The sequence below is a fragment of the Streptomyces solicavernae genome (genome assembly GCF_029968095.1).
Lineage (GTDB): Bacteria > Actinomycetota > Actinomycetes > Streptomycetales > Streptomycetaceae > Streptomyces > Streptomyces solicavernae.
In genome coordinates this window covers 19263-37779 of record NZ_JASCIR010000002.1, presented here as the reverse complement: position 1 = coordinate 37779, position 18517 = coordinate 19263, and the positions used below count along the sequence as shown (strand labels likewise).

Genomic DNA, 18517 nt, shown 5'->3' with positions numbered 1-18517 from the left:
CCAGGCTCACTGTCAGCCGTTGCCAGAACAGGACCTGCCATGTCTGCTTCCGTCCGCCCCCAGCGGCGCCGTCTCGCCGCCGTCGTCGCGGGTACCGCGCTGCTCGCCCTCTCCGCCACCGCCTGCGGATTCGAGGACCAGGCCGCGGTCGGCATCGTGACGTACGAGCCCGTCGCCGCCGCCCCGGCCGAGGGCCACGGGGAGGCCGGTCACGGTGCGGAGGCGGGTGCCGGCGGTCACGGTGCGGAGGCCGGTTCCGCCGAGGAGGCCGGTCACGGTGCGGAGGCCGGTTCCGGCGGTCACGGTGCGGAGGCGGCCGAGGCGGAGGGCGTCTCGGAGACCAACCCGCGCCTCAAGGGCTGCCACGTCATGAAGGGCGGCGCCGGGAAGATCGAGAACCACACGATGGCCGACCTGGTCGCGTACGTCGGCACGGACTGCACCGGCGAGTCCAAGCACGTCGGCAGCAAGCTCACGGGCGACATCGCGCCGGACGCCGACGCCTGGAACAGCTACCGCTTCGTCCAGTAAGGCTGGTCCAGCAAGGCTGGTCCAGTAGGGCTTTCTGGAGGCCCGGAAGGCTTCTGACGGCTTCCTGGAGGCTTCCTGGAGGCTTCCTGAGGGCTTCCTGAGGGAGCGAAACGGGCCCGCCGGCCAGGCCGCCACAGCCGGCCGACGGGCCCTCTCCCCGGTGCCCGGCCAGGCACCGGCCCCTTCGGGTACGGGGTTCGCGCCCCGTACCCGAAAGTCTTTCCGCACCGGCCGCGTGCGTCAGAGGCGGCGGCCGCGCTTGGCCTCCATCGCGGCCCGGCCCTGCGCCTGCCTGACGCGCCACTCACGGCGGAGCTCGTGCCGCATCCGGGCGTCCGTCTTGGCGACGATCCGCCGGTTCTCGCGCAGCAGCTTGCGGTAGCTGTGCAGCCGCCGCTCCGACAGCGAGCCGTCGTCGAGCGCCGCGAGCACCGCGCAGCCCGGCTCGGCCTCGTGCGCGCAGTCCTGGAACCGGCAGTCGGCGGCCAGTTCCTCGATCTCCGCGAAGACCTGTCCGACGCCCCCTTCGGCGTCCCACAGCCCCACTCCGCGCAGCCCGGGGGTGTCGATCAGCACGCCGCCGCCGGGCAGGACGAGCAGGTTCCTGGTGGTCGTGGTGTGCCGGCCCTTCCCGTCGACCTCACGGGCGGCCTGCACCGTCATCACGTCCGCCCCGAGCAGGGCGTTGGCCAGCGTGGACTTTCCGGCGCCGGACTGTCCGAGCAGCACACTCGTACCGCCCGCGACGACCGCGGCGAGGACTTCGGTGCCCTGCCCCTCGGCGGCGCTGACGGGCAGCACCTGCACGCCGGGCGCGGCGGACTCGACGTCGGCGACGAGGTGCCCGCGCGTGACGGGGTCCGGCACCAGGTCGGCCTTGGTGAGCACGACCACGGGCTGGGCCCCGGACTCCCACGCGAGCGCGAGGAACCGTTCGATACGGCCCAGGTCGAGCTCGGCGGCCAGCGAGACCGCGATCAGGGCGTGGTCGACGTTCGCGGCGAGGATCTGCCCCTCGGACCGCTTGGACGAGGTGTTGCGCACGAACGCGGTACGCCGCGGCAGCAACTCCCGGACGTACCTCGGATCGCCGCCCTCCGGATCGAGGACGGTCCAGTCCCCCGTACACACGACCCTGGCGGGGTCACGCGGCACGACGAACTCGGTGTCGGCGCGGACCGTCCCGTCCGGCGTGACGACATCACACTGCCCACGATCGACCCGCACGACCCGACCGGGCACGAGTCCTTGCTCGGCGTACGGGAGGAACGCGGCGTCCCAGCCCTCGTCCCATCCATACCGGGACAACGGGTGAGACGGAAACGAGAGAGAAGAATGAGACGGAAACGAGAGAGAAGAAACAGAAGAGGAAATCAAGGGGAACCCTTCACAGGGTGGCCCCGGCTGCGCCCGAACGGCGCGGTGTCAGTTGATGGTTCAGCCGGTGACCACAGAGGTGGAAGTGACGAACTTCTGAACACGGGCAACACCCGCCACAGCGACAGTCATCAGTCACACCTCCCGGTACACATGGCTGGCCAGGACCACCTGGAGCGGCCCCTTCGGACATGACCCCACGATAGGCAGCCGCGCCGACCGGGCACCAACGATTTTCCGGTCCCGGGGGCCCAGGCCAGTCGCCGGTTCCCTCACCTCTTCGGGAACCGGCGCTCCGCCGGTTGGCACGCCCGGGGTGGTGGACCGCCGCGGGGGACGGCAGCGTTCAGGTGCGGACGCATGCCGCCGATCCGAGCTCTGGCCAGGGCCCTCGGGTCGAACCGCTGAGAAGGGCCGGGGCCGTGCAAGAACCAGATCTGTTCACCGGCTCTCCCCTCGGCGGGCCGCACGACGCACAGCGACAACCACCGCCGGGAGAGAGCCGCGGAGCCCGCGGACGTCCCGACGCACGCCGACAGGCGCCGGAAGACGAGCGGGCCGTCGCCCGGGGCGCGCGGCCGCTGCCGTGGCTGGCGGCCCTCGCCGCCGCCTTCACCCTCGGCCAGCTCGTCCTCGTCGTACCGGGCACGGGTCTCGGCTGGGACGAGACGGTGTACATCAGCCAGGTCAGCCCGCAGGCCCCGGCGGCGTTCTTCAGCGCACCCCGCGCCCGAGGGATCACGTTCCTCGTGGCGCCCGTCACCGAGCTGACCACGTCCGTCCTGGCGCTGCGCGTCTACCTCGCGGTCCTCTCCGGCCTCGGACTGTTCCTCGCCCTGTGGGTGTGGCGGCGGCTGCTGCCGACCGCCGTACTGGCCGTCGCCGGCACCTTGTTCGCCACGCTCTGGATCACGGCGTTCTACGCCTCGCAGGTCATGCCCAACCTCTGGGTCGCGTACGCGGCGATGGTCGCCGCCGGCTGCTTCCTGCGCGCCACCCGCGAGCCGGACCGCCGGATGCTGCTCAGCGTGGCCGTGGCCGTCGCGGTGGCCTTCGCCGCACTGGTACGTCCGGTCGACGCCGTGTGGCTGACCCTCCCGCTGGTCCTGACGGCCCTGCTGACGCGAGCACGTCCCCTGCTGCCGCTCCTCCTCGCGCCGGCGGTCGGTCTGATCGCCGGCTGGGCGGAGTGGATCATCGAGGCGTACGTGAGATACGGCGGCTTCTTCGCCCGGCTTGAGCGGGCCAGCGAGATCCAGGGCCATCTGGGCGCGTACTTCGCCGTCGACGACCATGTCCGCGCGCTGTCCGGCCGCGCGCTGTGCCGCCCCTGCGACGTGCCCTGGGAACACCCCGTCACCGGCGTGTGGTTCCTGCTGCTGCCCCTGTTCGTCGGGGCCGGCGTCTGGGCCGCGGCCCGCACCCGGTACCGGGGCGCGATCCTGCTTGCCGCGGGGACCGGAACGGCGTTGGCCGTGCCGTACTTGTTCGCCGTCGGTTACGCGGCGCCCCGCTTCCTCCTGCCCGCGTACCTGCTGGTGAGTCTGCCGGTGGCGCAGGCCCTGATCCGGGTCGTGGGAGCCGCACGGGCGCGGTCGGTGTGGCGCCGGGCCGCTGCCGCCGGTCTGGTCCTCGCTCTCGTCGGGCACCTGGCGATCCAGTACAAGGTCCTGGACGGGCTGACCAATCGCGTCCGCAAGGACAACGCCCTGCACACGCGTATCGCCGCGGAACTGCGCGCCCAGGGCATGCGCCCGCCGTGCGTGATCACGGGTTATGAGTCCATCCGTGTCGCGTTCCGCGTCGGCTGTTCCTCTCGCCAGCCCGGCGGCCACGACAAGAGCATCACGCCCGCCGGTCTCGCCGCGGCGGCCCGTCACCAGCCGGTCGCCCTGCTCCTCTTCGGCGACCAGCGACCCGCGGCCTACGCCCGCGACTGGCGCGTCCATCCCCTCCCCGCTCCGCACCACATGCCCGGCTACCGCGCCTACCTGTCGCCCAAGGCGTCCCCGCTCCCCGGACACGGCGACGGCTGAGCCCCGGCGGTTCCGCTCACCACTCCGCGACGGAGCCGTCGGAGTGCCGCCACACGGGGTTGCGCCAGCGGTGTCCTTCGGCGGCGCGCTCGGCGACGTACTCCTCGTCGACCTCGATGCCGAGGCCCGGGCCGTCGGGGATGGCCACCCGGCCGTCCCGGTAGGTGAACACCGAGGGGTCCGTCAGGTAGTCGAGCAGGTCGTTGCCGGTGTTGTAGTGGATGCCCAGGCTCTGTTCCTGGATCGTCGCGTTGTAGCAGCCGGCGTCGATCTGCAGGCAGGCCGCGAGCGCGATCGGGCCGAGCGGGCAGTGCAGGGCCAGGCCCACGTCGTACGCCTCGGCCAGGTGCGCGATCTTGCGGGCCTCGGTGATGCCGCCGCAGTGCGAGGGGTCGGGCTGGATGATGTCCACGGCCCCGGAGGCGAGGACGGACCTGAAGTCCCAGCGGGAGTAGAGGCGTTCGCCGAGCGCGATCGGGATGGGTGAGGTGCGCAGTACGTCGGCGAAGCCGTCGACGTGCTCGGAGAGGACCGGTTCCTCGACGAACATCAGCCGGTACGGCTCCAGTTCGCGCAGCAGCACCTTGGCCATCGGCCTGTGCACGCGGCCGTGGAAGTCGACGCCGATGCCGATGTCCGGGCCCACCGCCCGGCGCACCGCGTCCACGTTGGCGATGCACCGGTCCACCTTGTCCCAGGTGTCGAGGTAGGACAGCTCCTCGGTGCCGTTCATCTTCACGGCGGTGAACCCGCGGTCCACCACGTCACGCGCGGCGCGGGCGGTCTCGGCGGGGCGGTCGCCGCCGATCCAGGAGTACACCTTGATCCGGTCGCGTACCCGGCCGCCGAGCAGTTCGTGCACGGGTACGCCGAGGGCCTTGCCCTTGATGTCCCACAGGGCCTGGTCGATGCCGGCGAGGGCGCTCATGTGGATGCCGCCGCCGCGGTAGAACCCGCCGCGGTAGAGGACGGTCCACAGGTCCTCGATGCGCGCGGGGTCCTGGCCGATCAGGTAGTCGGAGAGCTCCTCGACGGTGGCGGCCACCGATGCGGCCCGGCCCTCCAGGACGGGTTCGCCCCAGCCGGTGACGCCGGCGTCGGTCTCGATCTTCAGGAACGACCAGCGGGGCGGCACCTGGTAGGTCGTCAGCGATGTGATTCTCATGGGTTCCGCACTCCTGGAGCGGTGTCCTCCGCCGGGTCCTCCGCGGGGTCCTCCGCCGGGTCCTCCGTCGGTCGGCCCACGGCTTCGTGCCAGATCCGGCTGAGCTCACGGGCCCGGGCGCCGACCTCCGCTGCGGTGTCGCCCGGCCGGTAGAGGCCGGAGCCGAGCCCCGCCCCCGCCGCGCCGGCCGCCGCCCACGCGGCCAGGTTGGTCCCGTCGACCCCGCCGACCGGCACCAGGCCGACGTCCGGCGGGAGCACGGCCCGCCACGCCTTCATCCCGCTGATGCCGACCGCGTCGGACGGGAAGAGCTTGAGGTGGCGGGCGCCCGCGGCGATCGCGGCGAACGCCTCGGTGGGTGTGGCCACGCCCGGGTACGGCGTCAGGCCCGCCTCGACGGCGGCGCCGATCACGGCCGGGTCGCAGTGGGGCGCGACGACGAGCCGTGCCCCGGCCTCCCGTACCCGCCCGACGTCCGCCACGGTGAGCACGGTGCCCGCGCCGATCGCGCACCGGTCGCCCAGCGCGTCGGCGAGCAGCCGCACACTCGTGTACGGGTCGGGCGAGTTGAGCGGCACCTCGATGGTGGTGACGCCGGCCGCGGCGAGGGCGCGGCCGACGCCGACCACCTCGTCGGGCCTGACGCCGCGCAGGATCGCGATCAGCCCTGTGGTGGTCGGACCTGTCCTCTTCGGACCTGTCATCGTGTCGGTCTCCCATCCGGAACTTCTTCGTCGTGACGGCCGAGCAGCCCGGCCTGGTCCGCGATGCGCCACAGTCCCCGCGCGGTGATGTCCTCGCTCAGCACGGTGGCCCGTACGCCGTGCCGGGCGAGCGCCGTGGCGTAGCGCCGGCACAGGTCGGCCGTGCCGCAGAGCACCACCTCGGTCGCCGCGCCGGGCAGCAGGTGCGCCACCTCGTCGGCGATGAGCACGCCCGAGAGGTAGTCGGGCAGGGCGGCCGGGGCCAGGACCCCGTCGAGCACCAGCGGGCGCGCCGCGAACAGCTCCGCGGCCAGGCCCCGGGACCGCCCGGCGGCAAGGCCCCGCTCGAACGCGGCATCGTCCCGTCGCACGGAACCTGCTGCGGTCTCGGCGGTACGGGCGGACCCGGCGGTACGGGCGGTCTCGGCGGTACGGGCGGACGCGGCGGTACGGGCAGTCTCGGCGGTACGGGCGAGGATGCCGTGGGCGGTGAGCAGGCCGTACAGCTCGCCCGACATCGCGGTGCTGAAGCCCGTGACCCGGCCGCCCTCGACGCGGGCCCACTTGGTGTGCGTCCCGGGCAGCACCACCGTGCACGGCTCCCCGCGGTCGCCCAACGCATCCAGGAGGCCGACGAGTTGGGTCTCCTCGCCGCGCATCACGTCGCCGGGCGCCTCGCCCGAGGGGATCCGCAGGCCCGGTACGAGGTGCAGTACGCCCCCGCGATGCCGTACGGGCACGAGCGCCGTGAAGTCCACCGTCGCCGGGACCGTCCGGTAGCCGCTGTCGGCCCAGCCCCGGTCGCTGCCGACCATGCCGCACGCGACGGCGGGCAGCTGCGGGTACGCGGTGAGCCAGTCGCCGCACGCCTCGTGCAGCGCCGCCTCGTGCGCGGCCGCGCGCGCGTCCCGGTCGTGGGCGTCGATGCCGTCGGTGGTGGCGAGCAGTCCGCGCCCCGACCTGCGGGTGTCGAGGATGCGGCCGCCCGCGTCGAGCAGCCAGGCCCGCCGGCCGGAGGTCCCCCAGTCGAGCGCGACCAGGGCCGGTTCGGTGTCCGTCATGGCCGTCACTCTGCGGCCGTGTTCCCCATAATACGAACACCGTCCCGATATGTAGGACAGTGCCCGTACGATGGTCGCATGAGCAACCCCACGGCGCCGCCCGGCACCCAGACCCTCGCCCGCGGCCTCGCCGTCGTCCGTGCCGTCGCCGACGGCGCACTCGACCTGCGCACCCTCGTGGAACGCACCGGCCTGGGGCGCAGCACCGCGCACCGTCTGGTGCAACTCCTGGTCGCCGAGGGCTACCTGCGCACCGGCCGGGACGGCTACACGCTCGGCCCCACCCTCATCGAGCTCGGCTTCCAGGCCCTGCACGGCAACCCGCTGCCCGTGGTCGCCAGGTCGGTCCTCGAAGAGCTGTCCGCGCAGCTGCGCGACACCGTGCACCTCGCCGTGCGCGACGGCGACTCGGTGCTCTACCTGGACAAGCTGCCCGGCACGCGCGGCGCCGAGATGCGCTCCCGCATCGGCCACCGCATGCCGCTGACCCGCACCGGCGTCGGCATGGCGCTGCTCCTCGACTCCGCGCCGGAGTGGCCGTCCCTGTACGAGGCCGAGGCCCCCGTGAAACCCGGTCGGGCCCGCCGGGAGGACGTCGACGCGTTCCTGACGCGGATGCGCGCGTACGCGGAGGCGGGCGTCGCCATGGACCTGGAGGACAACGAGCCGGGCATCCGCTGCGTGGCCGCCCCGCTCCACGACGCCACCGGGGCGATCGCAGGCGCCGTCAGCGTCTCCGCCACCCGCCCCTACATGCCCGCCGCCCGGATGCGCGGCCTGGCCGGGGTGCTCACCCGCGCCACCCAGCGCATCTCGGCGGGCCTCGGGCACCGGGAGCCGTGACGCCCGAGGCCCGCAGGCGCTCGCCGAGCGGCCCCGCCCGATGCCCCTGCCCCTACCCCTCCCCCCGCACCACCTCCCGCCGCACCCGCCTCCGTCGTACGGCGTAGGCCGCCCACCCGGCGAGGACGACCACCGCCAGGCCCGTGGCCGCTCCGCCTGCCGTGGGCCAGGTCTCGCCGTCGTCATCGGCGGCGGCCGTCGGGGCCGCTGCGGGCCCGGGGCCCGCCTGGGCCTTCGGGGCCGGGGGCTTGAGGGAGCCGACGGGGTGTACGTGGCCGTCGGCGGCGAAGCCCCAGTCGAGCAGGGAGCGGGCCTCCTCGTACACCTCGAAGGCGCCGCCGTCCTGCGGGTTCATGACGGTCACCACGAGGGTGCGGTCGCCGTGCTTCGCGGCGGCGATCAGGGTGTGCCCCGCGCCGCTCGTGTAGCCGTTCTTGACGCCGAGGAGACCGCGGTACGGGGCGACCCCGTCGGCGCCGGTGAGCAGGCGGTTGGTGTTCTGGATGTCGTACGACCACTCCCCCTCGGGGAAGGTGGCCAGCGCGGTCGAGCAGTAGCGGCGGAACTCCGGGTGCTGCAGGCCGGCCCGGCCGAACACGGCGAGGTCGTACGCGGAGGAGACCTGGCCGGGGGCGTCGTAGCCGTCGGGGGAGACCACGTGGGTGTCGTGGGCGCCCAGGGAGCGGGCCTTGGCCTGCATGGCGCGGGCGGTGGCCGCCCAGCCGCCGTTCATCTCGGCGAGGACGTGCACCGCGTCGTTGCCCGAGCTGAGGAAGACGCCGCGCCACAGGTCGGCGGCCCGGTAGGTGCGGCCGGCGTCGACGCCGACGAGGCTGCTGCCCTCGCCGATGCCCTCCAGTTCGGCGTCGGTGACGGTGTGGCGGACGGTGCCGGGGACCTGGGGCAGGACGGTGAGGGCGAACAGGGTCTTGAGGGTGCTGGCGGGCGGCAGCGGCTCGTGGGCGTTCTTCGCGGCGAGGACGTCGCCGCTGTCCGCGTCGGCCACGAGCCAGGACAGCGCCGAGATGTCGCCGGGCAGGGCGGGCGCGGCCGGCTGTGCCCTGACCTGGGTGCCGCTGCGGTACAGCCACCCGGGCGGGGCGGCCGGCGCCGGGCGGGGCGGGGTGGGTTCCTGACGTGGGCCGGCGGCAGCCGCGGGGGCCTGGGCGGCGGGGGCGGGGGCCGGGGTGAGGAGTGGGGCGCCGAGCACCGAGGCCAGGGCGCCTGCGAGGACGACACGCGCGAGGGCGGGGAAGGTCATCCGATAAACGTAGGAATCACCCGGGTTGCTCCCCGGAACCCCGGGCCGCGGGCCGGACTCCGGCACTCGGATGCCGTGCCGACCGGGGCATTGCCTCGCGGGGGCGGGGAGGGTGCGGTACGGGGCGGTGCGCCGGAGTGAGACGCCGCCTTCCGTGGCGCCCTTAGAATTGCGAGGTTGTTCGACTGAACGGAAACGGTTGATGCCCACGCAGTCCCTGTCCCCGCGCCCGTCCCGGCGCCTGTCCCGGCCGGACTGGCTCGCCTCGCCGAAGGTGTTCCGTACCGAGGTGCTCGGTGGACTCGTCGTCGCGCTCGCGCTGATACCCGAGGCGATCTCGTTCTCGGTCATCGCCGGGGTCGACCCGAGCGTCGGCCTGTTCGCCTCGTTCACGATGGCCGTCGTCATCTCCGTCGTCGGCGGGCGCAAGGCCATGATCTCGGCGGCGACCGGTGCCATCGCGCTGGTCATCGCACCGCTGAACCACGAGTACGGCTTCGGGTACCTGGTGGCCGCGGTGATCCTCGGCGGCGTCTTCCAGGTCGCCCTCGGCGCCCTCGGGGTGGCCCGGCTGATGCGGTTCGTGCCGCGCAGCGTGATGGTGGGCTTCGTCAATGCGCTCGCGATCCTGATCTTCATGGCCCAGGTGCCGGAGATGCGGGACGTGCCCTGGCCCGTGTATCCGCTGATCATCGGCGGGCTTGTCCTGATGGTGCTGTTCCCGAGGATCACGAGGGCCGTGCCGGCGCCGCTGGTGTCGATCGTGATCCTCACCGTCATCACCGTGGGCGCCGGGATCGCCGTGCCGACCGTCGGCGACAAGGGCGAGCTGCCCTCCTCGCTGCCCGTGCCCGGCATCCCGGACGTGCCGTTCACCCTGGACACGCTGACCACCATCGCCCCGTACGCGTTCGCCTTCGCGCTCGTCGGCCTGATGGAGTCGCTGATGACGGCCAAGCTGGTGGACGAGATCACGGACACGCGCTCGAACAAGACCCGGGAGTCCGTCGGCCAGGGCATCGCCAACATCGTCACCGGGTTCTTCGGCGGCATGGGCGGCTGCGCCATGATCGGCCAGACCATGATCAACGTCAAGGCGTCCGGGGCCCGGACCCGCCTCTCCACGTTCCTGGCCGGGTCGTTCCTGATGGTGCTGTGCATCGTCTTCGGGCCGGTCGTCTCCGACATTCCGATGGCCGCCCTGGTGGCGGTGATGATCCTGGTCTCCGTCTCCACCTTCGACTGGCACTCGGTCAAGCCGAAGACCCTCAAGCGGATGCCGGCCGGCGAGACCGCCGTCATGGTCGTCACGGTGGTCTGTGTGGTCGCCACCCACAACCTCGCCGTCGGTGTGGTCGTCGGCTCCCTCGCCGCGATGGTCGTCTTCGCGAAGCGCGTCGCACACCTCGCCGAGGTCACGGGCGTCGTCGACCCCGACGGCAAGCAGGTCGTGTACGCGGTCACCGGCGCGCTGTTCTTCGCCTCGTCCAACGACCTGGTCCACCGGTTCGACTACCGGGGCGACCCGGACGACGTGGTCATCGACCTCACCGACGCGCACATCTGGGACGCCTCGTCCGTGGCCGCCCTCGACGCCGTGGAGCACAAGTACGCGGAACGCGGCAAGAAGGTCACCCTCGTCGGCCTGAACACACCGAGCGCCGACATGCGCGACCGCCTCGCGGGACAGCTCGGCGGCCACTGAGGCGGGACAGCAGCCACCGGGCTGGGGCGGGCGCGGCTTGCGGAGGCGTTGGCGTCGGGCTTGGCGTTGGCGTTGGCGTCGGGCTTGGCGTCGGCGTTGGCGTACGCGCGCTCACCACCCCGTCAGCAGCAGATGGTTGACCGTCAGCGCCAGTACCCCCTGGGCCGCAAGCCAAGGCCGGGGGCGGGGCAGGAGTGCTCCCGCTGCGAGGAGCCATACGGCGAACGGCAGCCAGATGCGTTCCGTCTCGGCCTTGCTCATGCCGGACAGGTCTGCGATCAGGAGGGCAAGCAGCGACCCCGCGAGCAGCACCGCGAACGCGGACCGCTCCCGCAGCAGCGCCACCCCCGCCCTCCGCAACCCCGCCACCGTCGCGAGCCCCACCATGAGCACCGTGCACGCGAGGTTGCCCCACACCCAGTACGCGTACGGCCGCACCCCCGCCGCCCCCTGGTAGTAGCGCTCCACCAACAGGTGGTACGCCTCCCACCAGTTGAAGCCGTACGCGGTGAACACCAGGGGCACGACGGCCGCCCCGAGCAGCACGTACGGCAGCACCCGCAGCCGGACCCCGGCGGGCCCTGGGGAGACGCCCCCCAGCAGCAGCACGGTCGCGCCGATCACGGCGATCAGCGTCAGGCCGTACGACAGGTAGCAGGTCAGGCCGAACAGGAGCCCTGCGCCACCGGCCGAGCCGCGGCGCGCCCACCTGCGGCCCGCCGTGAGGGACAGGGCGAGGAGCGCCACCGACCAGGCGGCGACGGCGGCGAAGTAGCCGTCGGCGGACGTGCCCGCCCAGACCGCCGCCGGGGCCAGGGCGAGGAACGGGGCGGCGCGGCGGGCGAGTCGCTCCCCGGCGAGCGCGCGCACCGTGACGAGCACCGCCACCCCCGCGGTCGCACCTACGGTCAGGCACCACACCCCGGCCCAGGCGCCCCCGCCGAGCCCGATCCGGTCGAGCAGCACGAAGGTGAGGGTCGCGCCGGGAGGGTGCCCGGCCACGTGTGCGGGCCAGTGGTCGGGCGAGTCGATCAGGATGTGCCGGGTGAACTCCCTCAGGGTCTCCGGGATGTTCTGGAAACGGTCGGTGGCCTGCAGATACTCGTACTTCGTGGTGAGCCTGCGGGCGATGCCCCAGTGCCAGCCGTCGATCAGCGCGAGCGACCAGGTCCACGCGGACGCGGCGGCGTACGCGGCGCCGAGCAGGCCGCGCCACGGGAGCCGCGCGGCCAGCGGCGGCCCGTACGCGACGAGCAGTACCGCGACCGCGAGCGCGGCCGGGGTGCCGGGGCCCACGTGGGGCAGCCAGTTGGCGTACAGCGGCGGCCAGCTGACCCGCAGGGTGCCGTCGCGCTGCTGGATGTCGTGGCCGACCACGACGGCGGCCACGACGAGGAGGACGGCGGCGGCCGCGGCGTACAGGTCACGGCGGGCGCCGGAGCGGGCAGGCTCTTCGGAAGGGCCGGGAACAACATCGGAACGGCCGGGAACAACATCGGAACGGCCGGGGTCTTCGGAACGGCCGGGGTCTTCGGGGCGGGCGGGGGCTTCGGGGCGGGCGGGGTCTTCGGGGCGGGGTTCGCGGTGCACGGGGGGAACGCTAGGCCGGGCGGCGGCCCGCGCGGCGGTCACCGGCCGCGACGTCAGCGTTTCGTCATCGTCGCCGCACCGGTCGGCGCACGCTTCCGGCCTACCGTCGGGACATGGCCCGCTTCCCCTCCCCCTTCTCCTTCCCCTCCTCCCCCGCCTTCTGGCGCAGTCCGGTGCGCGGGGCGCGGTTCACCTCGGTGCTCGGTCTGGTGCTGCTCGCCGGGATGACCGTGCTGTTCGTGACGGGGCTGCTGTCGTACGCCGCGTACAACCCCGATCTGCACCGGGTCAACGACCAGACGCCGGGCAAGGGCCTGTTGGGGTTCTTCCTGTTCGCGTGGCCGACCGACCCGCACTGGCTGTACCGGCTCACCCAGGGCGTGCACGTCACGCTCGGGCTCGCCCTGGTGCCGGTGCTGCTCGCCAAGCTGTGGTCGGTGGTGCCGCGCCTCTTCGCGCTGCCGCCGGTGCGCTCCCTCGCGCACGCCCTGGAGCGGGTCTCGCTGCTGCTCCTGGTGGGCGGCGCGCTCTTCGAGTTCGTCACGGGCATCCTCAACGTCCAGCTGGACTACGCCTTCCCGGGCTCCTTCTACCCGCTGCACCTGTACGGTGCCTGGGTCTTCTTCGCCGCGTTCCTCGCCCATGTCGCACTGAAGGCGCCCACGGCGGTGCGGAACGTACGGGCGATGCGCGCGGGCCGGGAGGAGCAGCGGGAGGACGACGTGCTGGCGGCTCCGCGCCCCGATCCGCCCACCGTGTCGCGCCGGGGTGCGCTCTGGCTGGTCGGCGGGGGCTCGGCGGTGCTGTTCGGCACGTCGGCGGGGCGCAGCTTCGACGGGCCGCTGCGCGCGACCGCCGTCCTCTCCCCGCACGGCGGCCCCGAGCCGGGTGAGGGCCCGAACGGCTTCCAGATCAACAAGACGGCGGCGTACGTGGGGATCGACCCGCGCGAGACGCGCCCCGAGGCCTGGCGCCTGGTCGTCACCGGACGCTCCGGCACCGTACGGCTGAGCCTCGCCGAGCTGCGCCGGCTGCCGCTGCACAGCGCGGCGTTGCCGATCGCCTGCGTGGAGGGCTGGTCGACCTCCGACCAGTGGTGGCGGGGCGTCCGGCTGCGGGACCTGGCGGCGCTGGTCGGGTACGACGCGTCCGACGACCCGCCGGACGTCCTGGTGGACTCACTGCAGCGGAGCGGCCCGTTCCGGCGTGCGGCCCTGCGCGCCAACCAGGTCGGCGACGCCCGCTCGCTGCTCGCCCTTGACGTCAACGGCGAGCCGCTGAGCGCCGACCACGGCCGCCCGGCCCGGGTCATCGTGCCCGCGGCGCCCGGCGTGCTCAACACCAAGTGGGTGGCCCGGCTGGAGTTCGGAGAGCTGTGATGCGTACGCGAATCCGTGGGCGCCGCTCGCTCCGCGAGCTGACCGGCAGCCCCTACCAACTCCTGCTGCTCGCCTGCTCGTTCGCGCTCGCCGGATACGCGGGGGTACGGCTGCTCGCGGGCGAGGCGGTGCCGGTGGCGCTGTGGTTCGCCGGCTCGGCGCTGCTGCACGACCTGGTGCTGCTGCCCTGCTACGCGGCCCTCGACCGCGCGGCCGTCCGGCTCCTCGGCGCCTGCGGCAGGCGGACGTGGCTGCCGTACGTCCGGGGGCCCGCACTGTTGTCCGGGCTGCTGCTGCTCGTGTGGTTCCCGCTGATCAGCGGGCGGGTCGAGGAGCGTTACGCGGGGGCGACGGGGCTGTCCGGCGACGACTTCCTGGCGCGCTGGCTGCTGGTCACGGCCGCTCTGTTCGCGGGTTCGGCGCTGTTGCTCGCGGCGCGGTCGCGGTCCGAACGGCGGTCGCGGTCCGGGTCCCGGCGGCGTTCGCGGGCGCGCAGCGCGACGAAGGCGCGGCCGCCGGCCTCCCAGTGAGCCTCGGCCCGCCAGCCGAGGGCGCGGGCGCGGCGCAGGAGGGCGGGCGTGCCGAGCCGCGCCCAGCGGAACGGGGCGCTGACGGCGCCGGTGCCGACCAGGCGCACCTCCACGCTCTCGTCCACGTCCGCCGGCTCGGTCTCGACCATCAACAGGCCCTGCGGGGCGAGGAGTCGGGCCATCCGGTCGAGCAGGGCGGGCACGTCGCCGCCGATGCCGAGGTTGCCGTCGGCCAGCAGGGCCGTCCCCCAGCGGCCCTCGCCGGGCAGCGTCGCGAACACGCAGCGGACCAGGGCCTGCCCGCCGAGCGCGACGGTACGGGCGACGGCGGCCTCGCTGACGTCGACGCCGAGCGCGGTCCGGCCCCGGGCCGCGAGTTCCGCGACGAGCCGGCCGGGCCCGCAGCCCACGTCGAGCACGGCGCCCTCGCACCGTTCGAGCAGCGCCAGATCCGCGGCGTCGGCGGCGCCGCACCACCGCTCCACGTCGAGGGGCAGCAGCCGGCCGTCGGCCCGCCGCAGGAACAGCGGCCCCCGGCCGACCCGCAGCGCGTCCGCGTAAGGGTCGGCGTCCGGGTCCGCGGCACGGAACGCGCTGGGGTCCAGGTCCGCGGCACGGAACGCGCTGGGGTCGGCGCCCCAACTCCGCCCCGTCGCAGGGCCGGAGCGCCGGCCGGACACCGCGCTCACCGGCCGTGCACCTGTGCGCCCGCGGCCCGGAGCCGGGACAGTTCGGCGGCGAAGCGGCCGTGCGGGGCGCGGGCGGCGACCGCGGTCGCGTCCGCGGCCGTGTCGACGTCGCGCAGGCGTGGCAGGTCCCGTACCCGCAGGCCCGCGTCGACGAGGCGGGCGCGCTGCACGGCGCCGGTGTCCGGGGACGACATGGGCACGCCCCGGACGAGTGCGGGGTCGGGGGCGGCCAGGCCGAGCGCCCAGAAGCCGCCGTCCTCGGCGGGCCCGAAGCACGCCTCGCCGTCGGCGAGCGGGACGTCCAGGAGCTCGGGGGTGACCTGCGGGGTGTCCATGCCGATGAGCAGGGCGGGCCCGGCGCAGGCGGCGAAGGCGTCGGCGAGGCGCGCGTCGAGCCCGCCCGCGGACTGCGGCACGACGTCGAAGCCGGGCGGCAGCCAGGGTCCGGGGCGGCCTTCGAGGACGAGGAGGCGGCGCCGGGCGGGGGCCGCGGCGACGGCGCGCAGGGTGTCGACGAGCGCCGCCTCGGCCAGGCGGGCGGCCTGCGCGGGCGTGAACGGCGGGGTGAGCCGCGTCTTGACCCGCCCCGGCAGCGGCTCCTTGGCGATGACGAGCAGGGTGAGGGAAGCGCTCACCGTCGGCCTCCGATCGGGCGGGTGCGGGCGGGCGGTGGTTCGGCCAGGACGCCGCGCATGTCCCGTACCGCCTGCCAGGTCCCCCGCCAGGTGCCGGTGACCTTGGAGCGGCCGGTGCGCGGCAGGTACGGGACGGCGTGCTCGGTGACGCGCCAGCCAGCGTCGGCGGCGCGGACGACCATCTGCAGCGGGTAGCCGCTGCGCCGGTCGGTGAGGCCGAGGCCGAGCAGCGGCGTGCGGCGGGCGGCGCGCAGCGGGCCGAGGTCGTGCAGGCGCAGGCCGGTGCGGCGGCGCAGCATGCGGGCGAGGGCGAGGTTGCCGAGGCGGGCGTGCGACGGCCAGGCGGCACGGGCCTGCGGGCGTCTGCGGCCGAGCACCAAGTCCGCCTGCCCGGCGCGCACTTCGCGTACGAAGGGGACGAGCAGCGACGGGTCGAGGGAGGCGTCGCAGTCGCAGAAGCACACGATGTCGGCGGTGGCGGCGGTCAGGCCCGCGTGGCAGGCGGCGCCGAAGCCGCGGCGCTCCTCGCGGACCACGGTCGCGCCGTGCGCGCGGGCGATTTCCGCCGAGCCGTCGGTGGAGCCGTTGTCCACGACGAGGGCGCGCCAGCCGTCCGGGATCCGGGCCAGCACCCAGGGCAGGGCCTCGGCCTCGTCCAGGCACGGCAGGATGACGTCGACATCGGGGGGCGCGGGCGCGGCGCCGGGGTGCGGGGCCGGGCCGGGCGTGGGGCTCGGGGGCGGGCTGGGCGTGGGGCTCGGGGTGGGGCTCGGGGTCGTCACGGATGTCACCCTACGAAGCAGACTCCGACATTACGGACACCACGTCCTTACGGAACGCGGACGTCCACCCGCACCCCGCCCCCGTGCGCGACGCCCGTCCGCGCGCGGTGCGAGGCTGTGGGCATGGAGCAGCAGCCGTACGAAGCGACGCCGGGAGCGACCCCCGCGGGCCCCGCGACCCCCGCGGACCTCACGGACCCCGCGACCCCCGCGGACCTCACGGACCCCGCGACCCCCGCGGACCTCACGGACCCCGCGACCCCCGCGGACCTCACCGCCTCGGACCGCCCCCTGGTCCTGGTGGTGGACGACGACCCGACGGTCGCCGAGGTCGTCGCCGGATACCTGGACCGCGCCGGGTACGCCGTGGACCGCGCCGCCGACGGGCCCGCCGCCCTCGACCGGGCCGCCGCGCGCCGCCCCGACCTGGTGGTGCTCGACCTGATGCTGCCCGGCATGGACGGCCTGGAGGTGTGCCGCCGGCTGCGCGCGCACGGGCCCGTACCAGTGATCATGCTCACCGCGCGCGGCGACGCGGAGGACCGGATCCTGGGCCTCGAAGTGGGCGCCGACGACTACGTCACCAAGCCGTTCAGCCCGCGCGAACTGGTCCTGCGGGTCGCGTCGGTGCTGCGCCGGGCCCGCCCCGCCGAGGGCACGCGACCGCTGAGCGCGGGCGGCCTCACGGTGGACCCGGCCGCGCGCCGCGCCACCAGGAACGGCGCCGAACTCGCCCTCACCCTGCGCGAGTTCGACCTGCTCACCCACTTCCTGCGGCACCCGGGCCGCGCCCACAGCCGCGAGGACCTGATGCACGAGGTGTGGGGCTGGGACTTCGGCGACCTGTCGACGGTGACGGTGCACGTCCGCCGCCTCCGCAGCAAGGTCGAACAGGACCCGGCCCGGCCACGGCTGATCCGCACGGTGTGGGGCGTGGGGTACCGGTTCGAGCCGGAGGGGGCGGACGGCGAACCCGCTCCGGACGGGCCGCACATGGCTGGCGGCGTGCCGGAATCCGGCGCCGTGACGGCGGAGTTCCCGTCCGACCGAGGGGGGCAGTGATGCGCGAGATGCTGCTGATCGCCCTGTTCGCCCTCCTGGGTGCGGGTGTCGCCGGGCTGCTCGGGGCGGGCGTGTTGCGGCTGCTGCGGCACCGCTCGCTGACCGTGTCCGTCGCCGTCGTGGCCGTCGTCGCCGTGACCGCGATGCTCGCCGGGACGCTCGCCGTGGCGTGGGCGATGTTCCTGTCCCCGCACGACCTGAGCGTCGTCACGACGGTGGTCGCGATGGCCGCCGTCGTGTCGCTCGCGACGGCGCTGCTGCTCGGCCGCTGGGTGGTCGCCCGCAGCCGCGACCTGCAGCTCGCCGCCCGCTCGTTCGGCGACGGCGGCGCGTACACCGCCCCCGAAGGCCCCGTGCCCGGTGAACTCGCCCTGCTCAGCAGCGAGTTGGCCGCCACCAGCGCGAGGCTCGCCGAGTCCCGGGACCGGGAGCGGGCCCTTGAGGCGTCCCGGCGCGAGCTGGTCGCGTGGATCTCGCACGACCTGCGCACCCCGCTCGCCGGTCTGCGCGCGATGGCGGAGGCCCTGGAGGACGGGGTCGCCGCCGACCCGGAGCGCTTCTTCCGGCAGATACGGACCGACGTGGAGCGCCTCAACGGCATGGTCGGCGACCTCTTCGAGCTGTCCCGCATCCACGCGGGCGCCCTGACGCTCTCGCTCTCCCGGCTCTCCCTGTACGACCTGGTCGGCGACGCGCTCGCGGGCGCCGCCCCGCTCGCCCGCGAACTGGGCGTACGGCTGGTCGGCGAGCGGGTCGAGGCGGTGCCCGTGCAGGCCGACGGCAAGGAGATGAGCCGCGTCCTGGGCAACCTCCTGGTCAACGCGATCCGCCGCACCCCGGCCGACGGCACGGTCGAGGTGGCCGTGGAACGCCGCGCGGACGGAGCGGTGCTCTCCGTCTCCGACGGCTGCGGCGGCATCCCCGAACAGGACCTGCCGCGCGTCTTCGACACGGGCTGGCGCGGCTCCGACGCCCGTACGCCTCCGGCCGGCGCGGGCCTCGGGCTCGCCATTGTGCGCGGCATCGTCGAGGCCCACCGGGGCCGGGCCGCGGTCCGCAACATCTCCGGCGGCTGCCGCTTCGAGGTGACGCTGCCGCTGGCGGAGTCCTGAACCCGGCCGTCTTCTCCCCTCCCCGCCCTTGTCTCCTCCCCGCCCTTGTCCCCTC

The 18517-nt window shown here is 74.4% G+C and carries 16 protein-coding genes and 1 pseudogene; 8 read left to right on the top strand and 9 right to left on the bottom strand.

From position 1 onward, the window contains the following. Positions 1-39 precede the first annotated feature (39 nt). Positions 40-531, top strand: coding sequence for a hypothetical protein (locus QIS99_RS02655; protein WP_282509982.1), 492 nt, complete (start codon positions 40-42; stop codon positions 529-531). Between the two features lie 240 nt (positions 532-771). On the opposite strand, the gene rsgA is transcribed toward QIS99_RS02655, so the two are convergent. After that, positions 772-1839, bottom strand: coding sequence for a ribosome small subunit-dependent GTPase A (gene rsgA, locus QIS99_RS02650; RefSeq protein WP_282509980.1), 1068 nt, complete (start codon positions 1837-1839; stop codon positions 772-774). 491 nt (positions 1840-2330) lie between these two features. Between rsgA and QIS99_RS02645 the strand changes: the two genes are divergently transcribed. Beyond that, entirely contained in the window at positions 2331-3944 is a 1614-nt protein-coding gene (locus tag QIS99_RS02645; protein WP_282509978.1) for a hypothetical protein, read from the top strand. 16 nt (positions 3945-3960) lie between these two features. On the opposite strand, the gene dgoD is transcribed toward QIS99_RS02645, so the two are convergent. Genes dgoD through QIS99_RS02630 form a run of 3 tightly spaced genes read right to left on the bottom strand, consistent with a single transcriptional unit; the run spans position 3961 to position 6874 of the window. Continuing rightward, on the bottom strand, positions 3961-5109 hold the full coding sequence (gene dgoD, locus QIS99_RS02640) for a galactonate dehydratase (protein ID WP_282509976.1): 1149 nt from the start codon (positions 5107-5109) through the stop codon (positions 3961-3963). Beyond that, positions 5106-5813 carry a 2-dehydro-3-deoxy-6-phosphogalactonate aldolase gene (locus QIS99_RS02635; RefSeq protein WP_282509974.1) on the bottom strand — a complete coding sequence of 236 codons (708 nt, stop codon included), beginning with the start codon at positions 5811-5813 and terminating at the stop codon, positions 5106-5108. Before QIS99_RS02635 ends, dgoD begins: the two co-directional genes overlap by 4 nt. Then, complete coding sequence (locus QIS99_RS02630; RefSeq protein ID WP_282509972.1) at positions 5810-6874, bottom strand: 2-dehydro-3-deoxygalactonokinase; 1065 nt, start codon at positions 6872-6874, stop codon at positions 5810-5812. The genes QIS99_RS02635 and QIS99_RS02630 overlap by 4 nt, the downstream gene beginning before the upstream one ends. Positions 6875-6952: 78 nt before the next feature. Between QIS99_RS02630 and QIS99_RS02625 the strand changes: the two genes are divergently transcribed. Next, positions 6953-7717: an IclR family transcriptional regulator gene (locus QIS99_RS02625; RefSeq protein ID WP_282509970.1), complete on the top strand. Its 765-nt coding sequence runs from the start codon at positions 6953-6955 to the stop codon at positions 7715-7717. 52 nt (positions 7718-7769) lie between these two features. On the opposite strand, the gene QIS99_RS02620 is transcribed toward QIS99_RS02625, so the two are convergent. Then, complete coding sequence (locus QIS99_RS02620; protein ID WP_282509968.1) at positions 7770-8978, bottom strand: D-alanyl-D-alanine carboxypeptidase family protein; 1209 nt, start codon at positions 8976-8978, stop codon at positions 7770-7772. A 202-nt stretch (positions 8979-9180) separates the two neighbouring features. On the opposite strand from QIS99_RS02620, the gene QIS99_RS02615 reads away from it, so the two are divergent. After that, positions 9181-10683, top strand: coding sequence for a SulP family inorganic anion transporter (locus QIS99_RS02615; protein WP_282509967.1), 1503 nt, complete (start codon positions 9181-9183; stop codon positions 10681-10683). A gap of 111 nt (positions 10684-10794) precedes the next feature. Here QIS99_RS02615 and QIS99_RS02610 read toward each other — a convergent pair whose 3' ends face one another. Beyond that, entirely contained in the window at positions 10795-12105 is a 1311-nt protein-coding gene (locus tag QIS99_RS02610; protein ID WP_282510709.1) for a hypothetical protein, read from the bottom strand. Positions 12106-12386: 281 nt separating this feature from the next. Here QIS99_RS02610 and QIS99_RS02605 point away from each other — a divergent pair, with 281 nt between their 5' ends. Next, positions 12387-13652 (top strand): molybdopterin-dependent oxidoreductase, encoded by a 1266-nt coding sequence (locus tag QIS99_RS02605; RefSeq protein WP_282509965.1) that lies wholly within the window; start codon positions 12387-12389, stop codon positions 13650-13652. Beyond that, positions 13652-14182, top strand: a complete 531-nt coding sequence (locus tag QIS99_RS02600; protein WP_282509963.1) for a hypothetical protein — start codon at positions 13652-13654, stop codon at positions 14180-14182. The genes QIS99_RS02605 and QIS99_RS02600 overlap by 1 nt, the downstream gene beginning before the upstream one ends. Before the next feature lie 182 nt (positions 14183-14364). On the opposite strand, the pseudogene QIS99_RS32260 reads toward QIS99_RS02600, so the two are convergent. The 3 genes and pseudogenes from QIS99_RS32260 to QIS99_RS02585 all read right to left on the bottom strand — a co-directional run. Beyond that, positions 14365-14592: pseudogene (locus tag QIS99_RS32260) on the bottom strand (methyltransferase domain-containing protein); the annotation flags it as partial. 275 nt (positions 14593-14867) lie between these two features. Beyond that, positions 14868-15506, bottom strand: a complete 639-nt coding sequence (locus QIS99_RS02590) for a TIGR04282 family arsenosugar biosynthesis glycosyltransferase (protein WP_282509962.1) — start codon at positions 15504-15506, stop codon at positions 14868-14870. Then, the gene (locus QIS99_RS02585) at positions 15503-16177 is read right to left on the bottom strand and encodes a glycosyltransferase family 2 protein (RefSeq protein WP_282510707.1); all 675 of its coding nucleotides are present in this window, start codon (positions 16175-16177) and stop codon (positions 15503-15505) included. Before QIS99_RS02585 ends, QIS99_RS02590 begins: the two co-directional genes overlap by 4 nt. A gap of 234 nt (positions 16178-16411) precedes the next feature. Between QIS99_RS02585 and QIS99_RS02580 the strand changes: the two genes are divergently transcribed. Both QIS99_RS02580 and QIS99_RS02575 read left to right on the top strand, forming a co-directional pair. Then, positions 16412-17350, top strand: coding sequence for a response regulator transcription factor (locus QIS99_RS02580; protein WP_282509961.1), 939 nt, complete (start codon positions 16412-16414; stop codon positions 17348-17350). Then, positions 17350-18462 carry a sensor histidine kinase gene (locus QIS99_RS02575; RefSeq protein WP_282509960.1) on the top strand — a complete coding sequence of 371 codons (1113 nt, stop codon included), beginning with the start codon at positions 17350-17352 and terminating at the stop codon, positions 18460-18462. Before QIS99_RS02580 ends, QIS99_RS02575 begins: the two co-directional genes overlap by 1 nt. The last annotated feature ends 55 nt before the right edge of the window (positions 18463-18517 follow it).